18 protein-coding genes and 2 tRNA genes are annotated in these 21,972 nt (G+C 56.8%); 4 read left to right on the top strand and 16 right to left on the bottom strand.

Annotated features, from left to right (window positions below; translation table 11 throughout):
* Positions 1-189: 189 nt before the first annotated feature.
* The 14 genes from pnp to rlmE form a co-directional block, all read right to left on the bottom strand.
* Positions 190-2,322, bottom strand: a complete 2,133-nt coding sequence (pnp, locus tag KOL70_RS14950) for a polyribonucleotide nucleotidyltransferase (RefSeq protein WP_058770684.1) — start codon at positions 2,320-2,322, stop codon at positions 190-192.
* A 308-nt stretch (positions 2,323-2,630) separates the two neighbouring features.
* Entirely contained in the window at positions 2,631-2,900 is a 270-nt protein-coding gene (rpsO, locus tag KOL70_RS14945) for a 30S ribosomal protein S15 (protein WP_010615981.1), read from the bottom strand.
* 132 nt (positions 2,901-3,032) lie between these two features.
* Positions 3,033-3,977, bottom strand: a complete 945-nt coding sequence (truB, locus tag KOL70_RS14940) for a tRNA pseudouridine(55) synthase TruB (RefSeq protein ID WP_058780382.1) — start codon at positions 3,975-3,977, stop codon at positions 3,033-3,035.
* Positions 3,977-4,384 carry a 30S ribosome-binding factor RbfA gene (gene rbfA, locus KOL70_RS14935; RefSeq protein WP_021507701.1) on the bottom strand — a complete coding sequence of 136 codons (408 nt, stop codon included), beginning with the start codon at positions 4,382-4,384 and terminating at the stop codon, positions 3,977-3,979. The genes truB and rbfA overlap by 1 nt, the downstream gene beginning before the upstream one ends.
* A gap of 64 nt (positions 4,385-4,448) precedes the next feature.
* Positions 4,449-7,139: a translation initiation factor IF-2 gene (gene infB, locus KOL70_RS14930; protein ID WP_021507702.1), complete on the bottom strand. Its 2,691-nt coding sequence runs from the start codon at positions 7,137-7,139 to the stop codon at positions 4,449-4,451.
* Between the two features lie 17 nt (positions 7,140-7,156).
* Entirely contained in the window at positions 7,157-8,644 is a 1,488-nt protein-coding gene (gene nusA, locus KOL70_RS14925; protein ID WP_021507703.1) for a transcription termination factor NusA, read from the bottom strand.
* A 24-nt stretch (positions 8,645-8,668) separates the two neighbouring features.
* Complete coding sequence (rimP, locus tag KOL70_RS14920; RefSeq protein WP_031279732.1) at positions 8,669-9,121, bottom strand: ribosome maturation factor RimP; 453 nt, start codon at positions 9,119-9,121, stop codon at positions 8,669-8,671.
* Positions 9,122-9,333: 212 nt separating this feature from the next.
* Positions 9,334-9,410 (bottom strand) — tRNA-Met (locus tag KOL70_RS14915).
* Positions 9,411-9,469: 59 nt separating this feature from the next.
* Positions 9,470-9,556: transfer RNA gene (locus KOL70_RS14910), tRNA-Leu, on the bottom strand.
* A gap of 46 nt (positions 9,557-9,602) precedes the next feature.
* Positions 9,603-9,938 carry a preprotein translocase subunit SecG gene (gene secG / locus KOL70_RS14905; RefSeq protein ID WP_010617340.1) on the bottom strand — a complete coding sequence of 112 codons (336 nt, stop codon included), beginning with the start codon at positions 9,936-9,938 and terminating at the stop codon, positions 9,603-9,605.
* A 217-nt stretch (positions 9,939-10,155) separates the two neighbouring features.
* On the bottom strand, positions 10,156-11,490 hold the full coding sequence (gene glmM / locus KOL70_RS14900; RefSeq protein WP_021507705.1) for a phosphoglucosamine mutase: 1,335 nt from the start codon (positions 11,488-11,490) through the stop codon (positions 10,156-10,158).
* 4 nt (positions 11,491-11,494) lie between these two features.
* Positions 11,495-12,328, bottom strand: coding sequence for a dihydropteroate synthase (folP, locus tag KOL70_RS14895; protein ID WP_021507706.1), 834 nt, complete (start codon positions 12,326-12,328; stop codon positions 11,495-11,497).
* Between the two features lie 85 nt (positions 12,329-12,413).
* Positions 12,414-14,342 carry an ATP-dependent zinc metalloprotease FtsH gene (ftsH, locus tag KOL70_RS14890; protein WP_021507707.1) on the bottom strand — a complete coding sequence of 643 codons (1,929 nt, stop codon included), beginning with the start codon at positions 14,340-14,342 and terminating at the stop codon, positions 12,414-12,416.
* Between the two features lie 174 nt (positions 14,343-14,516).
* Positions 14,517-15,146: a 23S rRNA (uridine(2552)-2'-O)-methyltransferase RlmE gene (gene rlmE, locus KOL70_RS14885; RefSeq protein ID WP_021507708.1), complete on the bottom strand. Its 630-nt coding sequence runs from the start codon at positions 15,144-15,146 to the stop codon at positions 14,517-14,519.
* Between the two features lie 126 nt (positions 15,147-15,272).
* On the opposite strand from rlmE, the gene yhbY reads away from it, so the two are divergent.
* Complete coding sequence (gene yhbY / locus KOL70_RS14880; protein ID WP_010617345.1) at positions 15,273-15,566, top strand: ribosome assembly RNA-binding protein YhbY; 294 nt, start codon at positions 15,273-15,275, stop codon at positions 15,564-15,566.
* A gap of 128 nt (positions 15,567-15,694) precedes the next feature.
* Here yhbY and greA read toward each other — a convergent pair whose 3' ends face one another.
* Entirely contained in the window at positions 15,695-16,171 is a 477-nt protein-coding gene (gene greA, locus KOL70_RS14875) for a transcription elongation factor GreA (protein ID WP_021507709.1), read from the bottom strand.
* Positions 16,172-16,419: 248 nt separating this feature from the next.
* Here greA and dacB point away from each other — a divergent pair, with 248 nt between their 5' ends.
* The 3 genes from dacB to pmrB are packed head-to-tail and all read left to right on the top strand — an operon-like array spanning position 16,420 to position 19,573.
* Positions 16,420-17,853: a serine-type D-Ala-D-Ala carboxypeptidase gene (gene dacB, locus KOL70_RS14870; protein ID WP_215480832.1), complete on the top strand. Its 1,434-nt coding sequence runs from the start codon at positions 16,420-16,422 to the stop codon at positions 17,851-17,853.
* Positions 17,853-18,515: a two-component system response regulator PmrA gene (gene pmrA, locus KOL70_RS14865; RefSeq protein ID WP_021507711.1), complete on the top strand. Its 663-nt coding sequence runs from the start codon at positions 17,853-17,855 to the stop codon at positions 18,513-18,515. The genes dacB and pmrA overlap by 1 nt, the downstream gene beginning before the upstream one ends.
* The gene (gene pmrB / locus KOL70_RS14860) at positions 18,512-19,573 is read left to right on the top strand and encodes a two-component system sensor histidine kinase PmrB (RefSeq protein WP_104188015.1); all 1,062 of its coding nucleotides are present in this window, start codon (positions 18,512-18,514) and stop codon (positions 19,571-19,573) included. The genes pmrA and pmrB overlap by 4 nt, the downstream gene beginning before the upstream one ends.
* 6 nt (positions 19,574-19,579) lie before the next feature.
* Here pmrB and KOL70_RS14855 read toward each other — a convergent pair whose 3' ends face one another.
* On the bottom strand, positions 19,580-21,856 hold the full coding sequence (locus KOL70_RS14855) for a TonB-dependent siderophore receptor (RefSeq protein WP_058770686.1): 2,277 nt from the start codon (positions 21,854-21,856) through the stop codon (positions 19,580-19,582).
* Positions 21,857-21,972: the final 116 nt, after the last annotated feature.

The following is a 21,972-nucleotide window of genomic DNA, read 5'->3' as shown; positions in this document are numbered from 1 at the left end:
CCACTCCCGAATACAAACATTGGGATAACCATCCTGTCATCCGCCTGCTATGCACAAGGGTTCCCGCCCTCGCGATGATACCCGTCCTGCTTCAGCTGCACTGACACGCTGACCAGCGCGCCACGCATTCCGGGTATACAAACACCGCTCCCCGCCAGCTGGCAGGGAGCGGCTGATCAGGAAAAACGCTTACTCGGCGTCAGGCGTCGTCACCGCAGCGGTTTCTTCTGCTGGCTTCTGCTCTGTCGCTTCTTTGATGCTGAGACGAACGCGGCCCTGACGATCCACTTCCATCACTTTAACTGGCACTTCCTGACCCATCTGCAGGTAATCGGTCACTTTCTCTACGCGCTTGTCGGCGATCTGAGAAATGTGTACCAGACCTTCTTTACCGCCGCCGATCGCCACGAAGGCACCGAAATCAACGATACGGGTCACTTTACCGGCGTAGATACGGCCCACTTCGATCTCAGCGGTGATCTCTTCGATGCGGCGAATCGCTTCTTTGGCTTTCAGGCCGTCGGTCGCTGCGATCTTCACGGTGCCATCATCTTCGATTTCGATGGTGGTGCCGGTCTCTTCGGTCAGCGCACGGATAACTGAACCGCCTTTACCGATGACGTCTTTGATCTTGTCTGAATTGATCTTGATGGTGTAGATGCGCGGCGCGAACTCGGAGATCTCCTGACGCGGCGTGCTGATCGCCTGTTCCATCACGCTCAGAATGTGCAGACGCGCACCCTTGGCCTGGTTCAGTGCCACCTGCATGATTTCGCGGGTGATACCTTCAATTTTGATGTCCATCTGCAGCGCGGTGATACCTTCACGGCTACCGGCTACTTTGAAGTCCATATCGCCGAGGTGATCTTCGTCGCCGAGGATGTCAGACAGCACCACGAACTTCTCGTCTTCTTTCACCAGACCCATCGCGATACCGGCAACGGCCGCTTTGATCGGTACACCAGCGTCCATCAGTGCCAGTGATGCACCGCACACGGAAGCCATAGAAGAAGAACCGTTCGATTCGGTGATTTCAGACACGACGCGCACGGTGTACGGGAACGCATCCTGTTTAGGCATTACTGCCAGCACGCCACGCTTCGCCAGACGGCCGTGACCAATTTCACGACGCTTCGGTGAGCCAACCATACCGGTTTCGCCCACGGAGTACGGAGGGAAGTTGTAGTGGAACAGGAAGCTGTCAGTACGCTCGCCCATCAGCTCATCGAGATTCTGTGCGTCACGCGCGGTACCGAGGGTGGCAGCGACCAGCGCCTGCGTTTCACCACGGGTAAACAGCGCAGAACCGTGGGTACGCGGCAGTACGCCAGTGCGCACGTCCAGACCACGGATCATATCTTTTTCGCGGCCATCGATACGCGGTTCGCCGTTCAGGATACGGGTACGCACCACGTTCTTTTCCAGGCTGTGTACGATGTCACCGATTTCGGCATCATCCAGCGTTTCGTCTTCAGCCAGCAGTGCGGCGATGGTTTCGTCTTTGATGACGCCAACCTGCGCATAGCGCTCCTGCTTGTCAGTGATGCGGTAAGCATCGCTGATGCGCGCTTCGGCCAGGGCGGCAACGCGTGCGATCAGCGCATCGTTCGCCGGCTCTGGCTGCCAGTCCCAGCGTGGTTTGCCGGCTTCGGCCACCAGCGCATTGATGTTTTCAATCACAACCTGCTGCTGGTCGTGGCCGAACACCACAGCACCCAGCATCTGGTCTTCGGTCAGGATGTCCGCTTCAGATTCCACCATCAGCACTGCATTCTGCGTACCGGCAACCACCAGATCCAGACGAGACTGTTTGATCTCATCCGCGGTTGGGTTCAGCACGTACTGATCGTTGATGTAACCGACGCGTGCCGCACCGATTGGGCCGTTGAACGGAATGCCAGACAGTGACAGCGCAGCAGAAGCACCGATCATTGCAACGATGTCCGGGTTAACCTGCGGGTTCACGGATACCACAGTCGCGATAACCTGTACTTCGTTAACAAAACCTTCCGGGAACAGCGGACGCACCGGGCGGTCAATCAGACGCGCAATCAGGGTTTCGCCTTCGCTTGGACGGCCTTCACGACGGAAGAAGCTGCCCGGAATACGGCCAGCGGCGTAAGTACGCTCCTGATAGTTCACTGTCAGAGGGAAGAAGTCCTGACCGGCTTTGGCTTTTTTCTGGCCCACGACGGTAACGAATACCGCGGTGTCGTCCATGCTTACCATTACTGCTGCGGTGGCCTGGCGCGCCATCATGCCGGTTTCCAGCGTGACGGTATGCTGACCATATTGGAATTTGCGTACGATCGGGTTCAGCAAAATTTAAGTCCTTAAATTCGTGGCAAAGCCTGCTCGGCCCGCCGGGGATTACCGATCTTTAGTTGCATCCTCGCGACTAATGACAACCCTTAACCGCCCCTGCGGTAAAGCCTCTCATTAGCCGCGCGAACCTCTGCAAGCAAAGATCACTCTCAGCAACAATACATGAGTTTGGTCCGGATTGCTGCGGATTGCTCGAAAAAAGGGGCCATAAAGGCCCCCTTTTCGCGAAACTCGCACAAATCTGATCGCCAGATGCGGTTTTTTGCATACTGCATGCGCTACATCGTTGATCAGATTCTTCAGACTTAGCGACGCAGACCCAGGCTTTCGATCAGGCTGGTGTAACGTGCAACGTCTTTACGCTTCAGGTAGTCCAGCAGCTTACGACGCTGGGATACCATGCGCAGCAGACCGCGACGGCTGTGGTGGTCTTTCTTGTGCTCAGAGAAGTGACCCTGCAGGTGGTTAATCTGAGCAGTCAGCAGAGCAACCTGAACTTCAGTTGAACCGCTGTCGTTAGCGCCACGACCGTATTTAGCAACGATCTCTGCTTTAGCTTCTACGCTTAGAGACATAATAAACTCCAGTAAAAAATGAATGTATGGGTGCCGATCTCTAATTCAGCAGCCCGCTTTTAAAGCCGCGCTATTCTACTCTTCGCCCGGTAGCAACGCAAATGCGCTGTAACGCCCAGCGGTAATACGCGGTCAGTCGGCAAACTCCACTACCAGACGACGCGGTGCCACGCGGCCATCGTCGGCGATTTCCGCCATACCGATAAATTTCTGCTGCTCACCTTCGGTCACCCGCACCAGCCCGCTGGCCGGCGCGTTTTCCGCCTGGACCGGCATGCCCTGTTTGAACCAGGCCGCGATCGGCGTGGGCAGATTGACCGCTGGAAAATCTTCCGCCGGGCTGTCCATTGGCAACAGCAACGCGTCCAGCGGTGCGTAATCCGGCGTTTCCGCCGCATTAACCTGCGCCGCCAGCGCCTGCAGCTGTTCCAGCGTCATCATGCGCGCAATCGGGTAGCGCGCCACCTGCAGACGGCGCAGCATGATTACATGTGCACCGCAGCCGAGCTTCTCACCTAAATCGTCAATGATGGTGCGAATGTAGGTGCCTTTGGAAACATGGATTTCCAGTTCCAGCTCGTCGCCCTGCCAGCGAATAAACTGCAGTTCAAACACGGTAATCGGTCGCGCTTCACGCGGCACGGTGATGCCTTCGCGCGCATATTCGTACAGCTTGCGGCCCTGATACTTGAGCGCCGAGAACATGGTGGGCACCTGCAGCGTCTCGCCGCGAAAGCTCTCCAGCGCGGCATCCAGCTCAGCCTGGCTGAAGGTCACCGGCCGCGTTTCAACGATATTGCCGTCCGCATCGGAGGTATCGGTGCGCTGGCCCAGACGGGCAATCACGCGGTAACGCTTGTCCGAATCCAGCAGATAGCGGGAAAACTTGGTGGCTTCGCCGAGACAAATCGGCAGCATACCGGTGGCCAGCGGATCGAGCGCGCCGGTATGGCCCGCCTTGTTAGCATTAAACAGGCGTTTTACTTTTTGCAGCACATCGTTGGAGGATGCGCCCTGGTGTTTATCCAGCAGGAAAACACCGTGGACATCACGACCACGGCGACGAGGACGACTCATCAGTCCTCCTTGTCGTCTTCCGCCGGGCTTTCACCCCGTCGCTCAGCATCGTTTCTGATCACGTTAGACACCAGATTCGACATGCGCATCCCTTCAATCAGCGAGTTATCGTAGAAGAAGGTCAGCTCTGGCACGATGCGCAGACGCATCGCTTTACCGAGCAGAATACGGATGTAGCCAGACGCTTCTTTCAGCGCTTTGAGGCCGTTTTTCACCGCTTCTTCATCCTGGTCGTTCAGGAAGGTCACGAACACTTTGGCATACGCCAGATCGCGTGACACCTCAACGCCAGACACGGTGACCATCATACCCAGACGCGGGTCTTTGATTTCGCGCTGCAGGATGATCGCAATCTCTTTCTGCAACTCCTGCGCTACGCGCTGTGGGCGACCAAACTCTTTCGCCATACTATTTCTCCCAAATAATTCGGGAGGCCAGAGGCCTCCCAAATTGCATCACATCGACCAGCAATTACTCGATGGTGCGTTTAACTTCAATCACTTCGAACACTTCGATCATATCGCCAACGCGAACGTCGTTGTAGTTCTTCACGCCGATACCACACTCCATGCCGTTACGCACTTCGTTGACGTCATCTTTGAAGCGACGCAGAGATTCCAGCTCGCCTTCATAGATAACCACGTTGTCGCGCAGTACGCGGATCGGATTGTGACGTTTGATGTTGCCTTCGGTGACCATACAGCCGGCAATCGCGCCAAATTTCGGTGACTTGAACACGTCACGGACTTCGGCCAGACCGATAATCTGCTGTTTGAACTCTGGTGCCAGCATGCCGCTCATGGCAGCTTTCACTTCGTCAATCAGGTTATAGATGACGGAGTAGTAGCGCAGGTCAACGTTTTCAGCGTCAATCACGCGACGCGCAGAGGCATCAGCACGCACGTTGAAGCCGAGGATGATCGCGTTGGACGCAGCGGCCAGGGTGGCGTCGGTTTCGGTGATACCGCCCACGCCAGAACCGATAATCTTCACCTTCACTTCGTCGGTGGAGAGTTTCAGCAGCGAGTCGGAGATCGCTTCCACAGAACCCTGTACGTCGGACTTCAGAACGATATTCAGCTCGGACACTTCGCCTTCGGTCATGTTGGCAAACATGTTTTCCAGCTTGGACTTCTGCTGACGCGCCAGTTTGACTTCGCGGAATTTGCCCTGACGATACAGTGCCACTTCACGCGCTTTCTTCTCATCACGCACCACGGTCGCTTCGTCACCCGCTGCCGGCACACCGGACAGACCGAGGATTTCCACCGGAATCGATGGACCCGCTTCCAGCACTTCGCGACCCAGTTCGTCACGCATCGCACGCACACGGCCGTATTCGAAGCCGCACAGCACGATATCGCCCTTGTTCAGCGTACCTTCACGCACCAGCACGGTTGCTACCGGACCACGACCTTTGTCGAGGAACGATTCGATCACCACGCCGCTCGCCATACCCTGACGAATCGCAGTCAGCTCCAGTACTTCCGCCTGCAGCAGAATTGCGTTCAGCAGGTCGTCGATGCCGGTACCGGCTTTCGCCGAGACGTTAACGAACATGTTCTCGCCGCCCCACTCTTCCGGAATGATACCGTACTGAGTCAGCTCGTTCTTCACGCGATCCGGATCGGCTTCTGGCTTATCGATCTTGTTCACGGCCACGACCACCGGCACACCGGCCGCTTTCGCGTGCTGGATAGCTTCGACGGTCTGCGGCATCACGCCATCGTCCGCCGCCACCACCAGGATAACGATATCCGTGGCCTGCGCACCACGTGCACGCATTGCGGTAAACGCGGCGTGGCCCGGGGTGTCGAGGAAGGTGATCATGCCGTTATCGGTTTCAACGTGATACGCACCGATATGCTGGGTAATCCCGCCCGCTTCGCCGGAGGCGACTTTGGTGGAGCGGATGTAGTCCAGCAGCGAGGTTTTACCGTGGTCAACGTGACCCATGATGGTCACGACCGGCGCACGACTTTCCTGCGCAGCATCGGTATCACGATCGTCCATTACCGCTTCTTCCAGCTCGTTCTCGCGGCGCAGGATCACTTTGTGACCCATCTCTTCGGCCACCAGCTGGGCGGTTTCCTGATCGATAACCTGGTTGATGGTCGCCATGGCACCCATCTTCATCATCGCTTTAATAACCAGCGAGCCTTTCACCGCCATTTTGTTGGCCAGTTCGGCAACGGTGATGGTTTCGCCAATGATGACGTCACGGTTCACCGCCTGAGCAGGTTTATTGAAGCCCTGCTGCAGCGTGCTTGGTTTACGATGTTTGCCACCTTTACCGCCGCGTACCTGAGCACGCGCTTCTTCACGGTCAGTTTTGGCTTCAGAGTGCTTGTTGCCTTTTTTGGCCGGACGCGCTGCCTTGGTGGTGCGGGTGCGACCACGACCACCTTCGACTTCGCGATCGTTTTCGTCTTCTGCCTGACGGGCATGAGTTGAAGTGGTGACGTGGTAGTCGCCCTTATCTTCTTCCTCTGGTTTTTCCCATTCAGCGGCTTTCTCTTCGGCCAGACGACGGGCTTCTTCCGCCGCGCGGCGCGCATTCTCCTCCAGCTTACGGCGCGCTTCTTCTTCCGCTTTACGCTTCAGTTCGGCGGCTTCAGCTTCACGACGGGCTTTGTCAGATTGCGCAGCCTTGGTCATTTCGTCGGTAGGTTGATTAGTCACTTTCTCATTTTCCGCTGCTTCACGCTTAGCCTTGTCAGCGGCTTCGCGCTTGGCTTTCTCTTCGGCTTCACGTTGCGCTTTTTGTTCAGCTTCGCGACGGGCTTGTTCTTCAGCCTCGCGACGCGCCTGCTCTTCCGCTTCACGCTGCGCCTCAGCTTCTGCTTCCGCCTGAGCTTGCTCAGCGTCGGCATCACCTTTCACGTATGTGCGCTTTTTGCGGACTTCGATTTGCACCGACTTACTTTTACCCCCGGTGCCTGGAATATTCAAGGTGCTGCGCGTTTTGCGCTGCAACGTCAGTTTGCCTGAACCGGTCTGACCGTGCTCACGATTCAGGTGGGACAGTAAGGTCTCTTTCTCTTGCTGGGATACGGCGTCGTTTTCAGACTTACGGATCCCTGCATCAGCAAATTGCTGTACCAGGCGATCGACCGGAGTCTGAATTTCGGCGGCCAGCGATTTTACGGTTACATCTGTCATGCTGTTCCTTCCTGTTATTACGCGTCATCGCCGAACCAGCAGATATTACGTGCAGCCATAATCAGCGCACCGGCTTTCTCATCATCCAGCCCTTCAATATCTGTCAGATCGTCAACACCTTGCTCAGCGAGATCTTCCAGCGTGCAAACGCCTTTTGACGCCAGGCGATACGCCAGCGCACGATCCAGGCCTTCAAGATTCAGCAGGTCCTCAGCAGGTTCCTGATTACCAAGGCTCTCTTCTTTCGCTAATGCCAGGGTGGTTAACGCATTTTTTGCTCGTTCACGCAGGGCTTCAATGGTCTCTTCGTCGAGGCCGTCGATTTCCAGCAGCTCGTTGATTGGCACGTAAGCCAATTCTTCCAGCGAAGAGAAGCCCTCTTCCACCAGAACGGTGGCGAACTCTTCGTCGATGTCGAGATGTTTAGTGAACATATCGATCGCTGCATGGGCTTCGGCCTGATGCTTCGCCTGCAGATCATCGACGGTCATCACGTTCAGCTCCCAGCCGCTCAGCTGGGATGCCAGACGCACGTTTTGGCCATTACGGCCAATCGCCTGAGCCAGATTGCCGGCTTCAACAGCGATATCCATGGTGTGATTGTCTTCATCCACCACAATTGACGCCACATCGGCAGGTGCCATGGCGTTAATCACGAACTGTGCCGGGTTGTCGTCCCACAGCACGATATCAATACGCTCGCCGCCCAGCTCGCTGGACACCGCCTGCACGCGCGCACCGCGCATACCGACGCAGGCACCGACCGGATCGATACGTTTGTCGTTAGTTTTTACCGCAATTTTGGCGCGTGAACCCGGATCGCGCGCTGCCGCTTTGATCTCGATAACTTCTTCGCCAATCTCCGGCACTTCAATGCGGAACAGTTCGATCAGCATCTCCGGTTTGGAGCGGGTAACGAACAGTTGCGCACCACGCGCTTCCGGACGCACGGCATACAGCACGCCGCGAATACGGTCACCCGGGCGGAAGTTTTCACGCGGCAGCATGTCTTCACGTACAATCACCGCTTCGGCGTTGTTGCCGAGATCCAGTGAAATGTTGTCGCGATTCACTTTCTTCACCACGCCGGTGATGATTTCGCCTTCCTGCTCGCGGAACTGATCGACCACCATCGCGCGCTCGGCTTCACGCACTTTCTGGACGATAACCTGTTTCGCGGTCTGCGTGGTGATACGGTCGAAGGTGACAGATTCGATCTGATCTTCAACATAATCGCCCAGATTGAAGGCTTCATCTTCAAAGCGTGCTGCTTCCAGCGTGATCTCGCGCGTTGGCTGCGTGACTTCTTCTACAACCACCCAGCGACGGAAGGTGTCGAAATCGCCGCTGCGACGGTCAATGCTGACGCGCACGTCGATTTCCTGCTCATACTTCTTCTTGGTCGCAGTGGCCAAAGCGCTCTCCAGCGCTTCGAAGATTTTCTCACGCGGCAGGGCTTTTTCGTTAGAAACGGCTTCTACTACAGCTAAGATCTCTTTGTTCATCCTGGTTAGCCTCAATCCGGACTTTTAAAAGTGGGGGACCAGGTTCGCTTTCTGAATGTTGCTCAGCGCGAACACTTCATCGTTACCCTCAACGGTTACCGTGATCATCTCGCCTTCGACAGACTTGATGATGCCCTGCCATTTACGGCGGTTCTGCACGGCCATACGCAGTACCAGGCTCACCTCTTCGCCAGCGAAACGCGCATAGTGCTCCGCGGTGAACAGAGGGCGATCGAGACCCGGTGAGGAAACTTCAAGGTTGTAAGCCACCGTAATAGGATCTTCCACATCCATTACAGCGCTGACCTGGTGGCTAACATCGGCGCAATCATCAACATTGATACCCTCTTCACTATCAATATAGATGCGCAAGGTTGATGTGCGACCACGAATGAACTCGATACCGACCAATTCGTAGCCAAGCGCTTCTACCGGAGCAGAGATCAACTCTGTCAACTTTTGCTCTAATGTGGACAAGCCCACCCCCAAGACATAAAAAAAGGGCCTAAAGCCCAGTGTTACGATTTCCTGATAACAAAAAACCCCGAAAATTCGGGGCTTTTTGTGACTGGACCCTGTATGCCGCGATGCGGCTTCGGCACACCATCCAGCAGAATTTTTTTCAAAACTGACTGCGGATGCGTCCGTCGATGCATACAGTATATTTGAAAAAGAACTCTAAGGGAAAGTGGTTGCGGGGGCCGGATTTGAACCGACGACCTTCGGGTTATGAGCCCGACGAGCTACCAGGCTGCTCCACCCCGCGTCCGAAAACGTGGCGAATATTACGCCGATCTTGCGAAAAATGCAAGTTATACTGAGATTTGGTACCGAGGACGGGACTTGAACCCGTAAGCCCAATCGGGCACTACCACCTCAAGGTAGCGTGTCTACCAATTCCACCACCTCGGCACTTCACTGACTGCGACGATACGATGTCGCTTTAGCGCTGACGATCTTACTGCGGGATATCATTGCCCGGCGTGGCCGGTTTAGCTGGCTGAGTCTGCTGTTGAGACTGAGCCGGCGCGCTGAGGTTTTCCCACTCGCTTCCTTTGGAAGTCTTGTTACTGTTCAGGTTGCCCAGAATCAGACTGATAATGAAAAACAGCGTAGCCAGTACTGCGGTCATGCGAGTCATGAAGTTACCAGACCCGGTTGAACCGAACAGCGTACCAGAAGCGCCTGCACCGAATGAGGCTCCCATATCAGCGCCTTTGCCTTGCTGCAGCATGATCAGACCAACGAGGCCAATCGCTACAATAAGGAAAACAACCAACAGAGCTTCGTACATAATCAACCTGTTTCCTTGCGCGTTATCCGCACAGTTAAAGCTTCAACCAATATTGACGGGGAGTCTCGTCATCACCCATCAGAAGCGGGTGTGAATACTAACCAAAGGCGCATACCTCTGCAAGCGCAATTTACACGAAGTTTTGCGATTGCGGAAAAAAGCGCCATCCCGGTGATTTTACAGGCGGAAAGCAGCAAACTGACCGCCCATAACGCAGTTAAACCGCTTTTACCGCATCGGCAATTTTGTGCGCCAGTTCGGTCACCTGCGCCTCATCCTCGCCTTCCACCATCACGCGAATCAGCGGCTCAGTGCCGGATTTGCGCAACAGCACACGCCCGCGCCCGGCCAGCGTTTTTTCCACCTCTGCGGCAGCCGCTTTGACGCTGTCGCTCTCCAGCGGATCGTGGCTGCCGCTGAAACGCACATTGACCAGCACCTGTGGCAGCATCTTCATGCCGCTGCACAGATCGTGCAGACTCATGTGGTTGCGCACAATCGCAGTAAGTACTTGCAAACTTGCTACGATGCCGTCACCGGTGCTGATTTTATCCAGCAGGATCACGTGGCCGGAGTTCTCCGCGCCCATGCGCCAGCCCTTCTCCTGCATTTTTTCCAGCACATAGCGGTCGCCCACTTTGGCGCGGGTAAACGGAATCCCCAGCTGCTTCAGCGCCAGCTCCAGCCCCATGTTGCTCATCAGCGTACCGACCACGCCGCCACGCAGCTGGCCCTGACGCAGCGCTTCACGCGCGATGATGTAGAGAATCTGGTCGCCATCCACCTTCTGTCCAAGGTGATCCACCATCATGATGCGGTCGCCGTCGCCGTCATAGGCCAGGCCGAGATCGGCTTTTTCATCCAGCACGCGCTGCTGCAGCTGACGCAGATCGGTAGCGCCGCACTCTTTGTTGATGTTCATGCCGTCCGGCTGCACGCCAATCGCAATCACCTTCGCACCCAGTTCACGCAGCACATTCGGCGCGATGTGATAGGTCGCGCCGTTGGCACAGTCCACCACGATCTTCAGCCCGTTCAGGCTCAGCTCGCTGGGAAAAGTGCCTTTGCAGAACTCAATGTAACGCCCGGCGGCATCGACGATGCGGCTGGCACGGCCCAGCTCAGCGGATTCGACGCAGGTCAGCGGCTTCTCCAGCTCCAGCTCAATGGCGGCTTCGACGTCGTCCGGCAGTTTGGTGCCTTCGGCTGAGAAGAATTTGATGCCGTTGTCGTCAAACGGGTTGTGCGACGCGGAGATCACGATGCCCGCCTCGGCGCGGAAGGTGCGCGTCAGGTAGGCAATGGCCGGCGTGGGCATCGGGCCGGTGAAAGCCGCAGACAGCCCGGCAGCCGCCAGACCGGCTTCCAGCGCCGATTCCAGCATGTAGCCGGAAATCCGTGTATCTTTACCAATCAATACCTTGCGCGAGCCGGAACGGGCCAGCACTTTGCCGGCAGCAAAACCCAGCTTCAACACAAAGTCCGGGGTAATGGGCGCTTCACCCACTTTGCCGCGAATCCCATCCGTACCGAAATATTTACGATCGCTCATGCCTTTATCCTTTTGCTCTCCGTGTCGCCTCGACGATGCGCATCGCTTCGACAGTTTCTTTAACGTCATGCACGCGAATAATCTGCGCGCCCTGCATGGCGGCGATTACCGCACAGCTCAGACTGCCGGTCAGGCGCTGTGCCGGGCCGACGTTTAACAGCTGGCCAATCATCGACTTACGCGACATGCCCACCAGCAGCGGCAGGCCGTGATGGTGAAAATCACTGAGATGCGCCAGCAGCTCATAATTGTGGCTGAGATTCTTACCGAAACCGAAGCCCGGGTCGAGCAGCAGACGCTCTTTTTTAATGCCGGCCGCTTCACAGCGGGCGATCTGCGCGGCGAAGTAAGCGTCCACTTCGCTTACGATGTGCTGATATTCCGGTGCCTGCTGCATGGTGCGCGGTTCGCCCTGCATGTGCATCAGGCATACCGGCAGACCAGTATCTGCGGCGGCCTGTAACGCACCCGGCTCGGACAGCGAGCGGATATCGTTAATGATGTGAGCGCCTACTCGCGCAGCTTCGCGGATCACTTCTGCTTTTGACGTATCCACCGAAATCCACACTTCAAAGCGCTGCGCAATGGCTTCCACCACCGGAATCACCCGCGCCAGTTCCTCTTCCACTGAGACTTCATCAGCACCGGGACGCGTTGATTCGCCGCCCACATCGATAATCGTGGCACCGGCATTCACCATCTCGTTGGTGTGCGTGAGCGCGTCGACCAGCGTGTTGTGCGTTCCGCCATCAGAAAAGGAGTCCGGCGTGACATTTAAAATTCCCATCACATGGGGAAACGACAGATCGAGATGGGTATCACGGGCGTACAACTTCATGGCGAAAATCTCCCTGAGGAATCACTGGATTGTGGAATGTAAAAAACCCCGGACCAGCCGGGGTTTTTGCTTAGGAACAGGCCTGTTACTTGTCGAACTGTTCTGACATGGTGTTGCCTGGGTTTGGCGTACGCGGTTCATCAACCGGACGTGGCGCCTTTGGCGTACCGTTGCTGTCAGAGTTGTTGCTGCCTGGATCTTCCCAGCCTGCTGGCGGACGCACTTCGCGGCGCGCCATCAGGTCGTCGATCTGCGGTGCGTCGATGGTTTCATACTTCATCAGCGCGTCTTTCATCGCGTGAAGGATATCCATGTTCTCACCCAGAATACGGCGTGCACGCTGGTAGTTGCTGTCGATCAGGTGTTTAACTTCCTGGTCGATGATGCGTGCCGTTTCGTCCGACATGTGTTTAGCTTTCGCCACTGAACGGCCGAGGAACACTTCACCGTCCTCTTCCGCATACAGCAGCGGACCGAGTTTTTCCGAGAAGCCCCACTGCGTCACCATGTTGCGCGCCAGGTTGGTCGCCACTTTGATGTCGTTTGAAGCACCGGTAGAAACGTGTTCCGCCCCGTAGATGATCTCTTCTGCCAGACGACCGCCGTACAGCGTTGAAATCTGGCTCTCCAGCTTCTGACGGCTGGCGCTGATCGCGTCGCCTTCAGGCAGGAAGAAGGTCACACCCAGCGCACGGCCGCGCGGGATAATCGTCACTTTATGCACCGGATCGTGTTCCGGCACCAGGCGACCAATAATCGCATGGCCCGCTTCGTGATACGCGGTGGATTCTTTCTGCGCTTCCGTCATCACCATGGAGCGACGTTCCGCACCCATCATGATTTTGTCTTTCGCTTTCTCGAACTCGACCATCGACACCACGCGCTTGTTGCCACGCGCAGCGAACAGCGCCGCTTCGTTGACCAGGTTCGCCAGGTCCGCACCGGAGAAGCCCGGCGTACCACGTGCGATAATCGCTGCATCAATGTCGGTTGCCAGCGGCACGCGACGCATATGCACTTTCAGAATCTGTTCACGGCCGCGCACGTCTGGCAGACCTACCACCACCTGGCGGTCAAAACGGCCTGGACGCAGCAGCGCCGGGTCCAGTACGTCCGGACGGTTAGTCGCGGCAATAACGATGATGCCTTCATTGCCTTCGAAGCCATCCATCTCAACCAGCATCTGGTTCAGCGTCTGCTCACGTTCGTCGTGACCACCGCCTAAACCGGCGCCACGCTGACGACCCACCGCATCGATCTCATCAATAAAGATGATGCACGGTGCCGCTTTCTTCGCCTGCTCGAACATGTCGCGCACACGTGATGCACCGACACCAACGAACATTTCTACGAAGTCAGAACCGGAAATCGTGAAGAACGGCACTTTTGCTTCGCCGGCGATCGCTTTCGCCAGCAGCGTTTTACCGGTACCCGGAGGGCCCACCATCAGCACGCCTTTCGGGATTTTACCGCCCAGCTTCTGGAAGCGGCTCGGCTCACGCAGGTATTCCACCAGCTCACCCACCTCTTCTTTTGCTTCGTCGCAACCCGCAACGTCAGCAAAGGTGGTTTTGATCTGGTCTTCGGTCAGCATACGGGCTTTGCTCTTGCCGAAGGACATCGCGCCCTTGCCGCCGCCGCCCTGCATCTGCCGCATAAAGAAGATCCACACGCCAATCAGTAGCAGCATCGGGAACCAGGAGATGAAGATGGAAGCCAGCAGGCTCGGCTCTTCCGGTGGTTCACCCACAACTTTGACGTTTTTGGTCAACAGGTTATCGAGTAACTTGGGATCGTTGACAGGAATGTAGGTCGTGTATTTATTACTGTCTTTTTTGGTTACGTTGATCTCACGCCCGTTAATACGTGCCTCGCGGACCTGATCCTGGTTCACTTCCGACAGGAAGGTTGAATAATCAACCCTACGGCCATTCGACTCGCTGGGCCCAAAGCTCTGGAATACTGACATCAGCACGACCGCGATGACTAACCAGAGAATCAGGTTTTTCGCCATGTCACTCAAGGGATTAACCTCATATTACAACGGTGTTAACAGACAGCGTAGGGTACTATATATCCTTCATACCTGGAATCGCGGCGCTGATGATTTTGCCTGTTTAGCCTGAAACTCAGAATTACGCATCAGAATAAACGCCGTTTCGCCTTGCTTTGATTCCGGTATGGAGGGCTACAGTTTGCGCCCTGTCGCCACAATGTACACTTCGCGCGAACGTGATCGCGAAGCGTCCGGCTTACGAATTTTCACTTTCGTAAACAGGGAGCGAATTTCCCGCAGGTATTCATCGAAGCCATCTCCCTGAAACACTTTCACTACAAAACTGCCGCCAGGTGCCAGTACATCCCGACACATTTCTAACGCCAGTTCAACTAAATACATGGAACGTGGGATATCGACCGCAGGCGTACCGCTCATGTTCGGCGCCATGTCCGACATCACCACCTGCACTTTCTGGTCGCCCACGCGCTCCAGTAACGCTTTCAACACCGCTTCGTCGCGAAAATCGCCCTGCAGGAAGTCAACGCCGACGATGGGATCCATCGGCAGCAGATCGCAGGCAATAATACGGCCACCCGAACCAATCTGTTGTACCACATATTGCGACCAGCCGCCGGGCGCAGCGCCCAGGTCAACTACGGTCATACCGGGTTTGAACAGCTTGTCACCCTGCTGAATTTCATCCAGTTTAAACCAGGCGCGCGAGCGCAACCCTTTTTTCTGTGCCTGTTGCACATATTTATCGCTAAAGTGTTCCTGAAGCCAGCGACTGGAACTGGCCGAACGCTTTTTACCCGTCATAATATTTCCAGTTAAATCGTCATCGTAGCGATAAATCAGCACGCAATGGGTCGCGTTGATTTGGCGATATACCCGAGATGGCGGTAGAATGAACCGTTTTCAATCCCTGAGTAAGCAAAAAATACGATGAATCTGAGTACCAAACAAAAACAGCACCTGAAAGGCCTTGCCCATCCACTGAAGCCAGTGGTCATGCTGGGCGGCAATGGCCTGACTGAAGGCGTGCTCGCCGAGATCGAACAGGCGCTCGAACATCACGAATTGATCAAGGTAAAAATTGCCTCGGAAGATCGTGAAACCAAGCAGCTGATCGTTGACGCTATCGTGCGTGAAACTAAGGCAAACAACGTTCAGGTCATCGGCAACGTGCTGGTGCTGTATCGCCCTGCCAAAGAGCGCAAAATTACTCTGCCACGTTAAGCGTACCGTTACGGCTCGTCCGACGGGCAGAGAAAGTGCCATGCTCCTGCATGGGATAAAAGGCCGCAGCGCGGCCTTTTTCCTTTCTTTACAATATGCAGCTGCGCATTTCAAAGCGTAGCAATATCTTAGATGTATTCCACTTTGAGCACTTCATATTCCACATCGCCGCCTGGGGTTTTGACAATAGCCACGTCATCGGCCTCTTTGCCCACCAGACCGCGCGCCATCGGCGAATTCACGGAAATCAGGTTCTGTTTAAAGTCCGCTTCGTCGTCACCAACAATCCGGTAAGTAAACTCTTCATCGGTATCGACATTCAGCACGGTGACGGTGGCGCCAAAAATCACGCGGCCGGTTTTCGGCATGGCGGTCACGTCAATCACCTGTGCATTGGAGAGCTTGGCTTCAATCTCCTGAATACGCCCTTCGCAGAACCCCTGTTCTTCGCGCGCGGCGTGGTATTCGGCATTCTCTTTCAGATCGCCGTGCTCACGGGCTTCGGCGATAGAGGCGATGATGCGCGGACGCTTAACGGTTTTCAGTTCGTTCAGCTCTTCACGCAGCTTCTCAGCGCCTTTCAACGTCATCGGAATCTGATTCATTTTGGCTCCTCGTCATCTATCCTGGTTAACGGCGTCATCCTGACCGGTGACAGCAGAAGATCGGCTTCTGCGGCGCGTAACCTCTTTTCACAAGCAAAAGAATCCTGACCCGGAAAGCTTTCCGGGTCAGGTATCGGTTTTGCATTTTGATACGTATTTTACCCCAGAGTTCCCTGTGGGTCATTGTTTACTTTGCACCGTCCGGGGACATAGTATTGACGCCTTCACCCGTCAGTTACCGCGAGATTATGCGATTTTCACGACTTGTTACCGGATTAACCTGTGCGTTTATGCTGCAGGCACAAGCAGCACCCGTTGAAGAATACATGCAGTATTTGCCAGACGGCGCAAACCTGGCGCTGATGGTACAAAAAGTGGGCGCATCCACCCCGATAATCGACTATCACGGCAAACAGATGGCGTTGCCGGCCAGTACCATGAAAGTGATCACCGCGCTGGCGGCACTGCTGGAGCTGGGCCCGGACTTCCGTTTTCAGACCACGCTGGAGACCAAAGGCGCGGTCAGCGATGGCACCTTAAATGGCGACCTGGTAGCGCGCTTTGCCGGCGATCCGACGCTCAGCCGCCAGGATCTGCGCAATATGGTGGCGGCGCTGAAAAAGCAGGGCATCAACCATATCAAGGGCAATCTGGTGATAGACACCTCGGTGTTCGCCAGTCACGATATGGCGCCAGGCTGGCCGTGGAACGATCTGACACAGTGCTTCAGCGCCCCGCCAGGTGCGGCGATTATTGATAAAAACTGCTTCTCGGTTTCGCTCTACAGTGCCAATACGCCCGGCGAAAACGCCTTTGTGCGCATCGCCTCTTACTATCCGGCGCACATGTTCAGCCAGGTGCGCACGATCGGACGCAACAGCGGTGACGGGCAGTATTGCGAGCTCGACGTGGTGCCCGGCGAGCTCAATCGCTACACGCTGACCGGCTGTATGCGCCAGCGTGCGGAACCGCTGCCCCTGGCGTTTGCCGTGCAGGATGGCGCCGCGTGGGCCGGCGAGATCCTTAAAGCGCAGCTGCGCGACGCCGATATTGATTACAGCGGCCATTTAGTGCGCCAGACGCAGGTGACGTCACCGGGTACGGTGCTGGCCTCGACGCAGTCCGCACCGCTGCACAACCTGCTGCACACCATGCTGAAAAAGTCAGACAACATGATCGCTGATACCGTGTTCCGCACCATCGGCCATCACTACTTTAACGTGCCGGGCACCTTCCGCGCCGGTTCGGATGCGGTCAGGCGTGTGCTGCGCGAAAAAGCCGGCGTTGACCTCGGCAACAGCATTCAGGTGGATGGCTCCGGCCTGTCGCGTCATGACCTGATCGCGCCGGATACCATGATGCAGGTGCTGCAGTTCATCGCCAAAAATGACGCCACGCTGAATTATATTTCGATGCTGCCGCTGGCGGGTTATGACGGCACGCTGCAGTATCGCGGCGGTCTGCACGAAGCGGGGCTGGATGGCAAAGTGTCGGCAAAAACCGGTTCGCTGCAGGGCGTCTATAATCTGGCTGGGTTCATCACCACGTCGAGCGGTGCGCGCGTGGCCTTTGTCCAGTTCCTCTCTGGCTATGCGGTACCGCCGGAAGACCAGAAAACGCGGCGGATTCCGCTGGTGCGCTTTGAGAGCCGGCTCTATACCGACATTAACAAGAACAACTAATGAAACTGTTGATCGTTGAAGATGATGCGTTATTACAATCGGGCCTGGCGCAGGCGCTGAGCAGCGAGGGCTACGCCGTGGATTGCGCTGGCAGCGCGGCGGAAAGCAACGCCCTGCTGCGCAGCAGCCAGTACAGCCTGATCGTGCTGGATCTCGGCCTGCCGGATCGCGATGGCGCCACGTTGCTGCGCCAGTGGCGGCGCGACGGCATCGCGGTGCCGGTGCTGATCCTGACCGCGCGCGATGCGCTGGAGGATCGCGTCGACGGGCTGGACGCCGGTGCCGACGATTACCTGGTCAAGCCGTTTGCGCTGGCAGAACTGCAGGCGCGGGTGCGCGCGCTGATCCGCCGCTATCAGGGGCACAGCGACAACCTGCTGCAGCAGGGTGATTTGACGCTCAATCTCAGCTCGCAGCAGGTGCTGCTGGAGAATCTGCCGCTGGAGATCACCCCCAAAGAGTTCGCCCTGCTCACCCGCCTGCTGATGCGCGTGGGGCAGAATGTGCATCGCGAAACGCTGCAGCAGGATCTCTACAGCTGGAACGACGATCCCGGCTCCAACACATTAGAAGTCCACATTCATAATCTGCGCCGTAAGCTGGGGAAAGATCGCATCAAAACCGTGCGCGGCGTTGGCTACCGGCTGGAACTGCGCGAATGAACAGCATGCGTCAGCGGTTACTGATCATGCTGGCGCTGATTCTCCTCACCTGCCAGGTGATGAGCGCCATCTGGCTGTGGCACGAAAGCCGCGAACAGATCAGTTTCCTCGTCAACGAAACCCTGTCGGCCCAGGCGCGTAACGATCGCGTGGAGAATGAGATCCGTGAGGCCATCGCTTCGCTGTTGCTGCCTTCGCTGGTGATGGTAAGCCTGACACTGCTGCTGTCGTTCTGGGCCATCAACTGGATTATCCGTCCGCTCAAATCGTTACAGGACAGCCTTGCCCACCGCTCTGCCGACAACCTGACGCCGCTGCCGATTTACTCCGAGATGGATGAGATTGTTGCGGTCACCTCCTCCATCAACCAGCTGTTTTCCCGTCTCGACCACACGCTGCAGCAGGAGCGATTATTCACCGCCGACGCCGCGCACGAGCTGCGTACGCCGCTGGCCGGGCTGCGCCTGCATCTTGAGCTTCTGCATCAGCAGCAGGTGCCGCAAAGCGCCATGCTGATTGAGCGTATCGACCAGTTGATGCACACCGTCGAACAGCTGCTGATGCTGTCGCGCGCCGGTCAGGCGCTGGCGGGCGGCCACTATCAGCAGCTGCAGTGGCAGCGTGACATCATGCAGCCGCTGATGCCGGAGATGGCTGAACTGTATGCCCAGCGTCAGCAGACGCTGCACTGGCCAGACGGCGACGATGTGCCGCAGCAGGGTGAAGCGGTGCTGCTGCGCCTGATGCTGCGCAATTTGCTGGAGAACGCATCGCGCTACAGTCCGGAAGGCAGCAGCGTGCAGGTGAAGCTGCGTCAGATGCAACAGCAGGTCTGGGTTGAAGTGTGGGATCAGGGGCCGGGTATTGATGCCGATGCGGCAGAAGAGCTGACGCAGGCGTTCCGGCGGCGCGATCAACGCTATGGCGGCAGCGGCCTGGGCCTGAACATTGTGCTGCGTATTGTGCAGATGCATCGTGGCAGACTGGAACTGGTCAACCGCGAAGACAGCAGCGGACTGATTGCCCGCTGCTGTTTGCCAACGCAACTGATTGGCTGAACGCCATCAGAAGTGGGTGTTGAGGCTCATATAGTAAGTACGGCCTGATTCGTTATAGGTATTGGCACCGGCACCGTAGAGATAAGCGCCGGTGGTGGCGTTACCGGTGGTTTGCGCATTGCCCTCACGGAAGTGGCGCTTATCGAACAGGTTATCGATGCCCAGCGTCACGCTGGCGTACTTATTGATATCGTAAGTACCGCTCAGGCCGACAATTGAGTACGGGCTCACTTTGTCGGTGGCGCTGCCGGTCACCGGCTGTCCTTTGTAGTCGTACTTCTTCGGCGTCTGGGTGCCGTACCACGTCAGGGTGGTTTGCAGCGACAGATCCTGCGTTGCCTGCCAGCTCAGCGTCGAGTTCAGCGTATACTCCGGAATGATCGACAGACGATCGCCGGTCTCCTTGTTCTTGCTCTGCAGCATGTAGGTGAAGTTGTTATTCCACATCACGCTGTCAGAGAAGGGAACATTGACCGTACCTTCCAGCCCTTCCACCACCGCTTTCGGCACGTTCTCCCAGCGATAGATATCCGTGGTGCCGTTAGAGGCTTTACCTGAAGGCGCATAGCCGGCTTCAATCTTGTTACGGTAGTCGTTACGGAACCAGGTCAGACCGGCCTGATAACCTTCATGCTTCCACTCCAGCCCAACTTCTTTATTGATGCTGTTTTCCGCTTTCAGATTCGGATTACCCTGCAGATAGCAGGCGCCGGTGCTGGCGGCGCAGCCCTGGCCGTTGCTGTACAGCAGGTAGTTCGGGTTCGTCTGGTACAGACTCGGCGCTTTGTAGGCCCGGCCAATCCCCATCTTCAGCGTGAAGTCATCGCCCAGCCCCTGTGACAGGTTAAGCGACGGGCTCCAGTTGTTGCCAACGATGGAGTGATGATCGAAGCGCAGCGCCGGCGTCAGCATGGTGCTGTCGGTCAGCTCCATGTTGTCTTCGGCAAACAGGGAGAAAATCTCCGCCTGGGCATAAGGACTGCGGCCGGTGCTGGCGATGCCTGGCACGGCACCGTTGCTGGCGGCCTGGGTGGTCGACGAAGGATCTTTCATGCGCTGCTGGTTCCACTCGGTGCCCAGCGTCGCGGTCTGATTGACGCCCAGCTCAAACGGCAGGCTGATTTCACTGTGCAGCAGCACATCGTCCAGCTGGATGGTATTGAACCCGCTGTTGGAGAAGATCCCTTCCGTGCCACCCGCCAGACCTTCATTAATGCGCGTATTGCGGGTTTTCTCGTAGCGCGCCCAGCTGCTGGTGCTGATGCCGTTGTCCCACGCGCCGGTCCATTTCAGTGAAATATTCTGGCGATACAGACGGTTGGTTTCATCGCCGTACAGGCTCTTTACCAGCGCGTTAGTGTTGGTGTTCTGCGTATCGCCCGCGTACAGGTTGCCCTGACGACTGTAACCGGCCTGCAGCTCCAGCGTCTGCATGGGCGCAAACGCCCAGCTCAGCAACGCATTGATGTCTTTGTTTACCGAGCCTTCGCGGCCTGCCGGGTAGCTGCCGGCATAGCTGCCGGTGCGCGCTGCCGCGTGCCCTTCATTGATGTCGTACGCGTCGGCCTGGGTTTTGGCTAAGCCGCCATACAGCCGGAAGTTGAAGTCGTCGCCCAGCGGCCCTTCAAGGCTGAAGTTGGTGCGTTTGGTCGCCCCTTCCGATTTGTGTTCCGGCGCGTTGAAGTAGGTATTCCACGAACCGTGCCACTGCTGATCGCTGTACTTTTTGGTGATGATGTTCACCACACCGCCCGCCGCGCCGTTACCGTAGCGCACCGCGGCCGGCCCGCGAATCACGTCGATGTGATCAATCATCTCCGGCGGCACCCAGTTGGTATCGCCGCGCGTATCACGCTCACCGCGCCAGCCGAGACGCACTGAGTTACGGCTGGTGATCGGCATGCCGTCCACCATGATCAGGGTATTTTCCGGTCCCATGCCGCGAATATCGATCTGACGGTTGTTGCCGCGCTGGCCGCTGGTCGAGTTACCGGTCAGGTTAACCCCCGGCATGGTACGGATAATTTCTGAGACATCGCGCGCCGGTGGATGCTTTTTGATCTCATCGGCGGTGATGGTGGACACCCCCGGTGCCTGCAGCGTCTGCTGCTGGGCCGTCACCATTAAGGTGCCACCGTCCATCGCGCTGGCATCGGGAGAAGAGGCGTTGCTGGAAGTCGTCTTGCTGGAAGTCTCTGCTGCCCAGGCGCTGCCGGAGAGCAGTGAGGCGCTGAGCCCCAGTTCGATCAAAATAGCGAAGGTTAACCGCGAGTAATGCTTCATTTTTTTCATTCCTGGAAGGCCAGTTCTGCGCCACAGCGGAGTGACTGGCGAGCCGGTGAGAAGATCCCTGTCTTTATCGCGCAGCCGTTCACACCTGGCAGGGCCATCCTTTGCTG

It is taken from the genome of Pantoea sp. B270 (genome assembly GCF_018726825.1).
GTDB lineage: Bacteria > Pseudomonadota > Gammaproteobacteria > Enterobacterales > Enterobacteriaceae > Pantoea > Pantoea dispersa.
This window is presented reverse-complemented; position numbering and strand designations above follow the sequence as displayed.

Bases quoted from the DNA above. Each gene is read 5' to 3' on its own strand.
- greA (WP_021507709.1), bottom strand. From the start codon at position 16,171: ATGAATCAGATTCCGATGACGTTGAAAGGCGCTGAGAAGCTGCGTGAA.
- rlmE (WP_021507708.1), bottom strand. From the start codon at position 15,146: ATGACGGGTAAAAAGCGTTCGGCCAGTTCCAGTCGCTGGCTTCAGGAA.
- ftsH (WP_021507707.1), bottom strand. From the start codon at position 14,342: ATGGCGAAAAACCTGATTCTCTGGTTAGTCATCGCGGTCGTGCTGATG.
- KOL70_RS14855 (WP_058770686.1), bottom strand. From the start codon at position 21,856: ATGAAGCATTACTCGCGGTTAACCTTCGCTATTTTGATCGAACTGGGG.
- dacB (WP_215480832.1), top strand. From the start codon at position 16,420: ATGCGATTTTCACGACTTGTTACCGGATTAACCTGTGCGTTTATGCTG.
- rbfA (WP_021507701.1), bottom strand. From the start codon at position 4,384: ATGGCGAAAGAGTTTGGTCGCCCACAGCGCGTAGCGCAGGAGTTGCAG.
- yhbY (WP_010617345.1), top strand. From the start codon at position 15,273: ATGAATCTGAGTACCAAACAAAAACAGCACCTGAAAGGCCTTGCCCAT.
- rpsO (WP_010615981.1), bottom strand. From the start codon at position 2,900: ATGTCTCTAAGCGTAGAAGCTAAAGCAGAGATCGTTGCTAAATACGGT.
- infB (WP_021507702.1), bottom strand. From the start codon at position 7,139: ATGACAGATGTAACCGTAAAATCGCTGGCCGCCGAAATTCAGACTCCG.
- pmrB (WP_104188015.1), top strand. From the start codon at position 18,512: ATGAACAGCATGCGTCAGCGGTTACTGATCATGCTGGCGCTGATTCTC.
- folP (WP_021507706.1), bottom strand. From the start codon at position 12,328: ATGAAGTTGTACGCCCGTGATACCCATCTCGATCTGTCGTTTCCCCAT.
- pmrA (WP_021507711.1), top strand. From the start codon at position 17,853: ATGAAACTGTTGATCGTTGAAGATGATGCGTTATTACAATCGGGCCTG.
- secG (WP_010617340.1), bottom strand. From the start codon at position 9,938: ATGTACGAAGCTCTGTTGGTTGTTTTCCTTATTGTAGCGATTGGCCTC.
- nusA (WP_021507703.1), bottom strand. From the start codon at position 8,644: ATGAACAAAGAGATCTTAGCTGTAGTAGAAGCCGTTTCTAACGAAAAA.
- glmM (WP_021507705.1), bottom strand. From the start codon at position 11,490: ATGAGCGATCGTAAATATTTCGGTACGGATGGGATTCGCGGCAAAGTG.
- truB (WP_058780382.1), bottom strand. From the start codon at position 3,977: ATGAGTCGTCCTCGTCGCCGTGGTCGTGATGTCCACGGTGTTTTCCTG.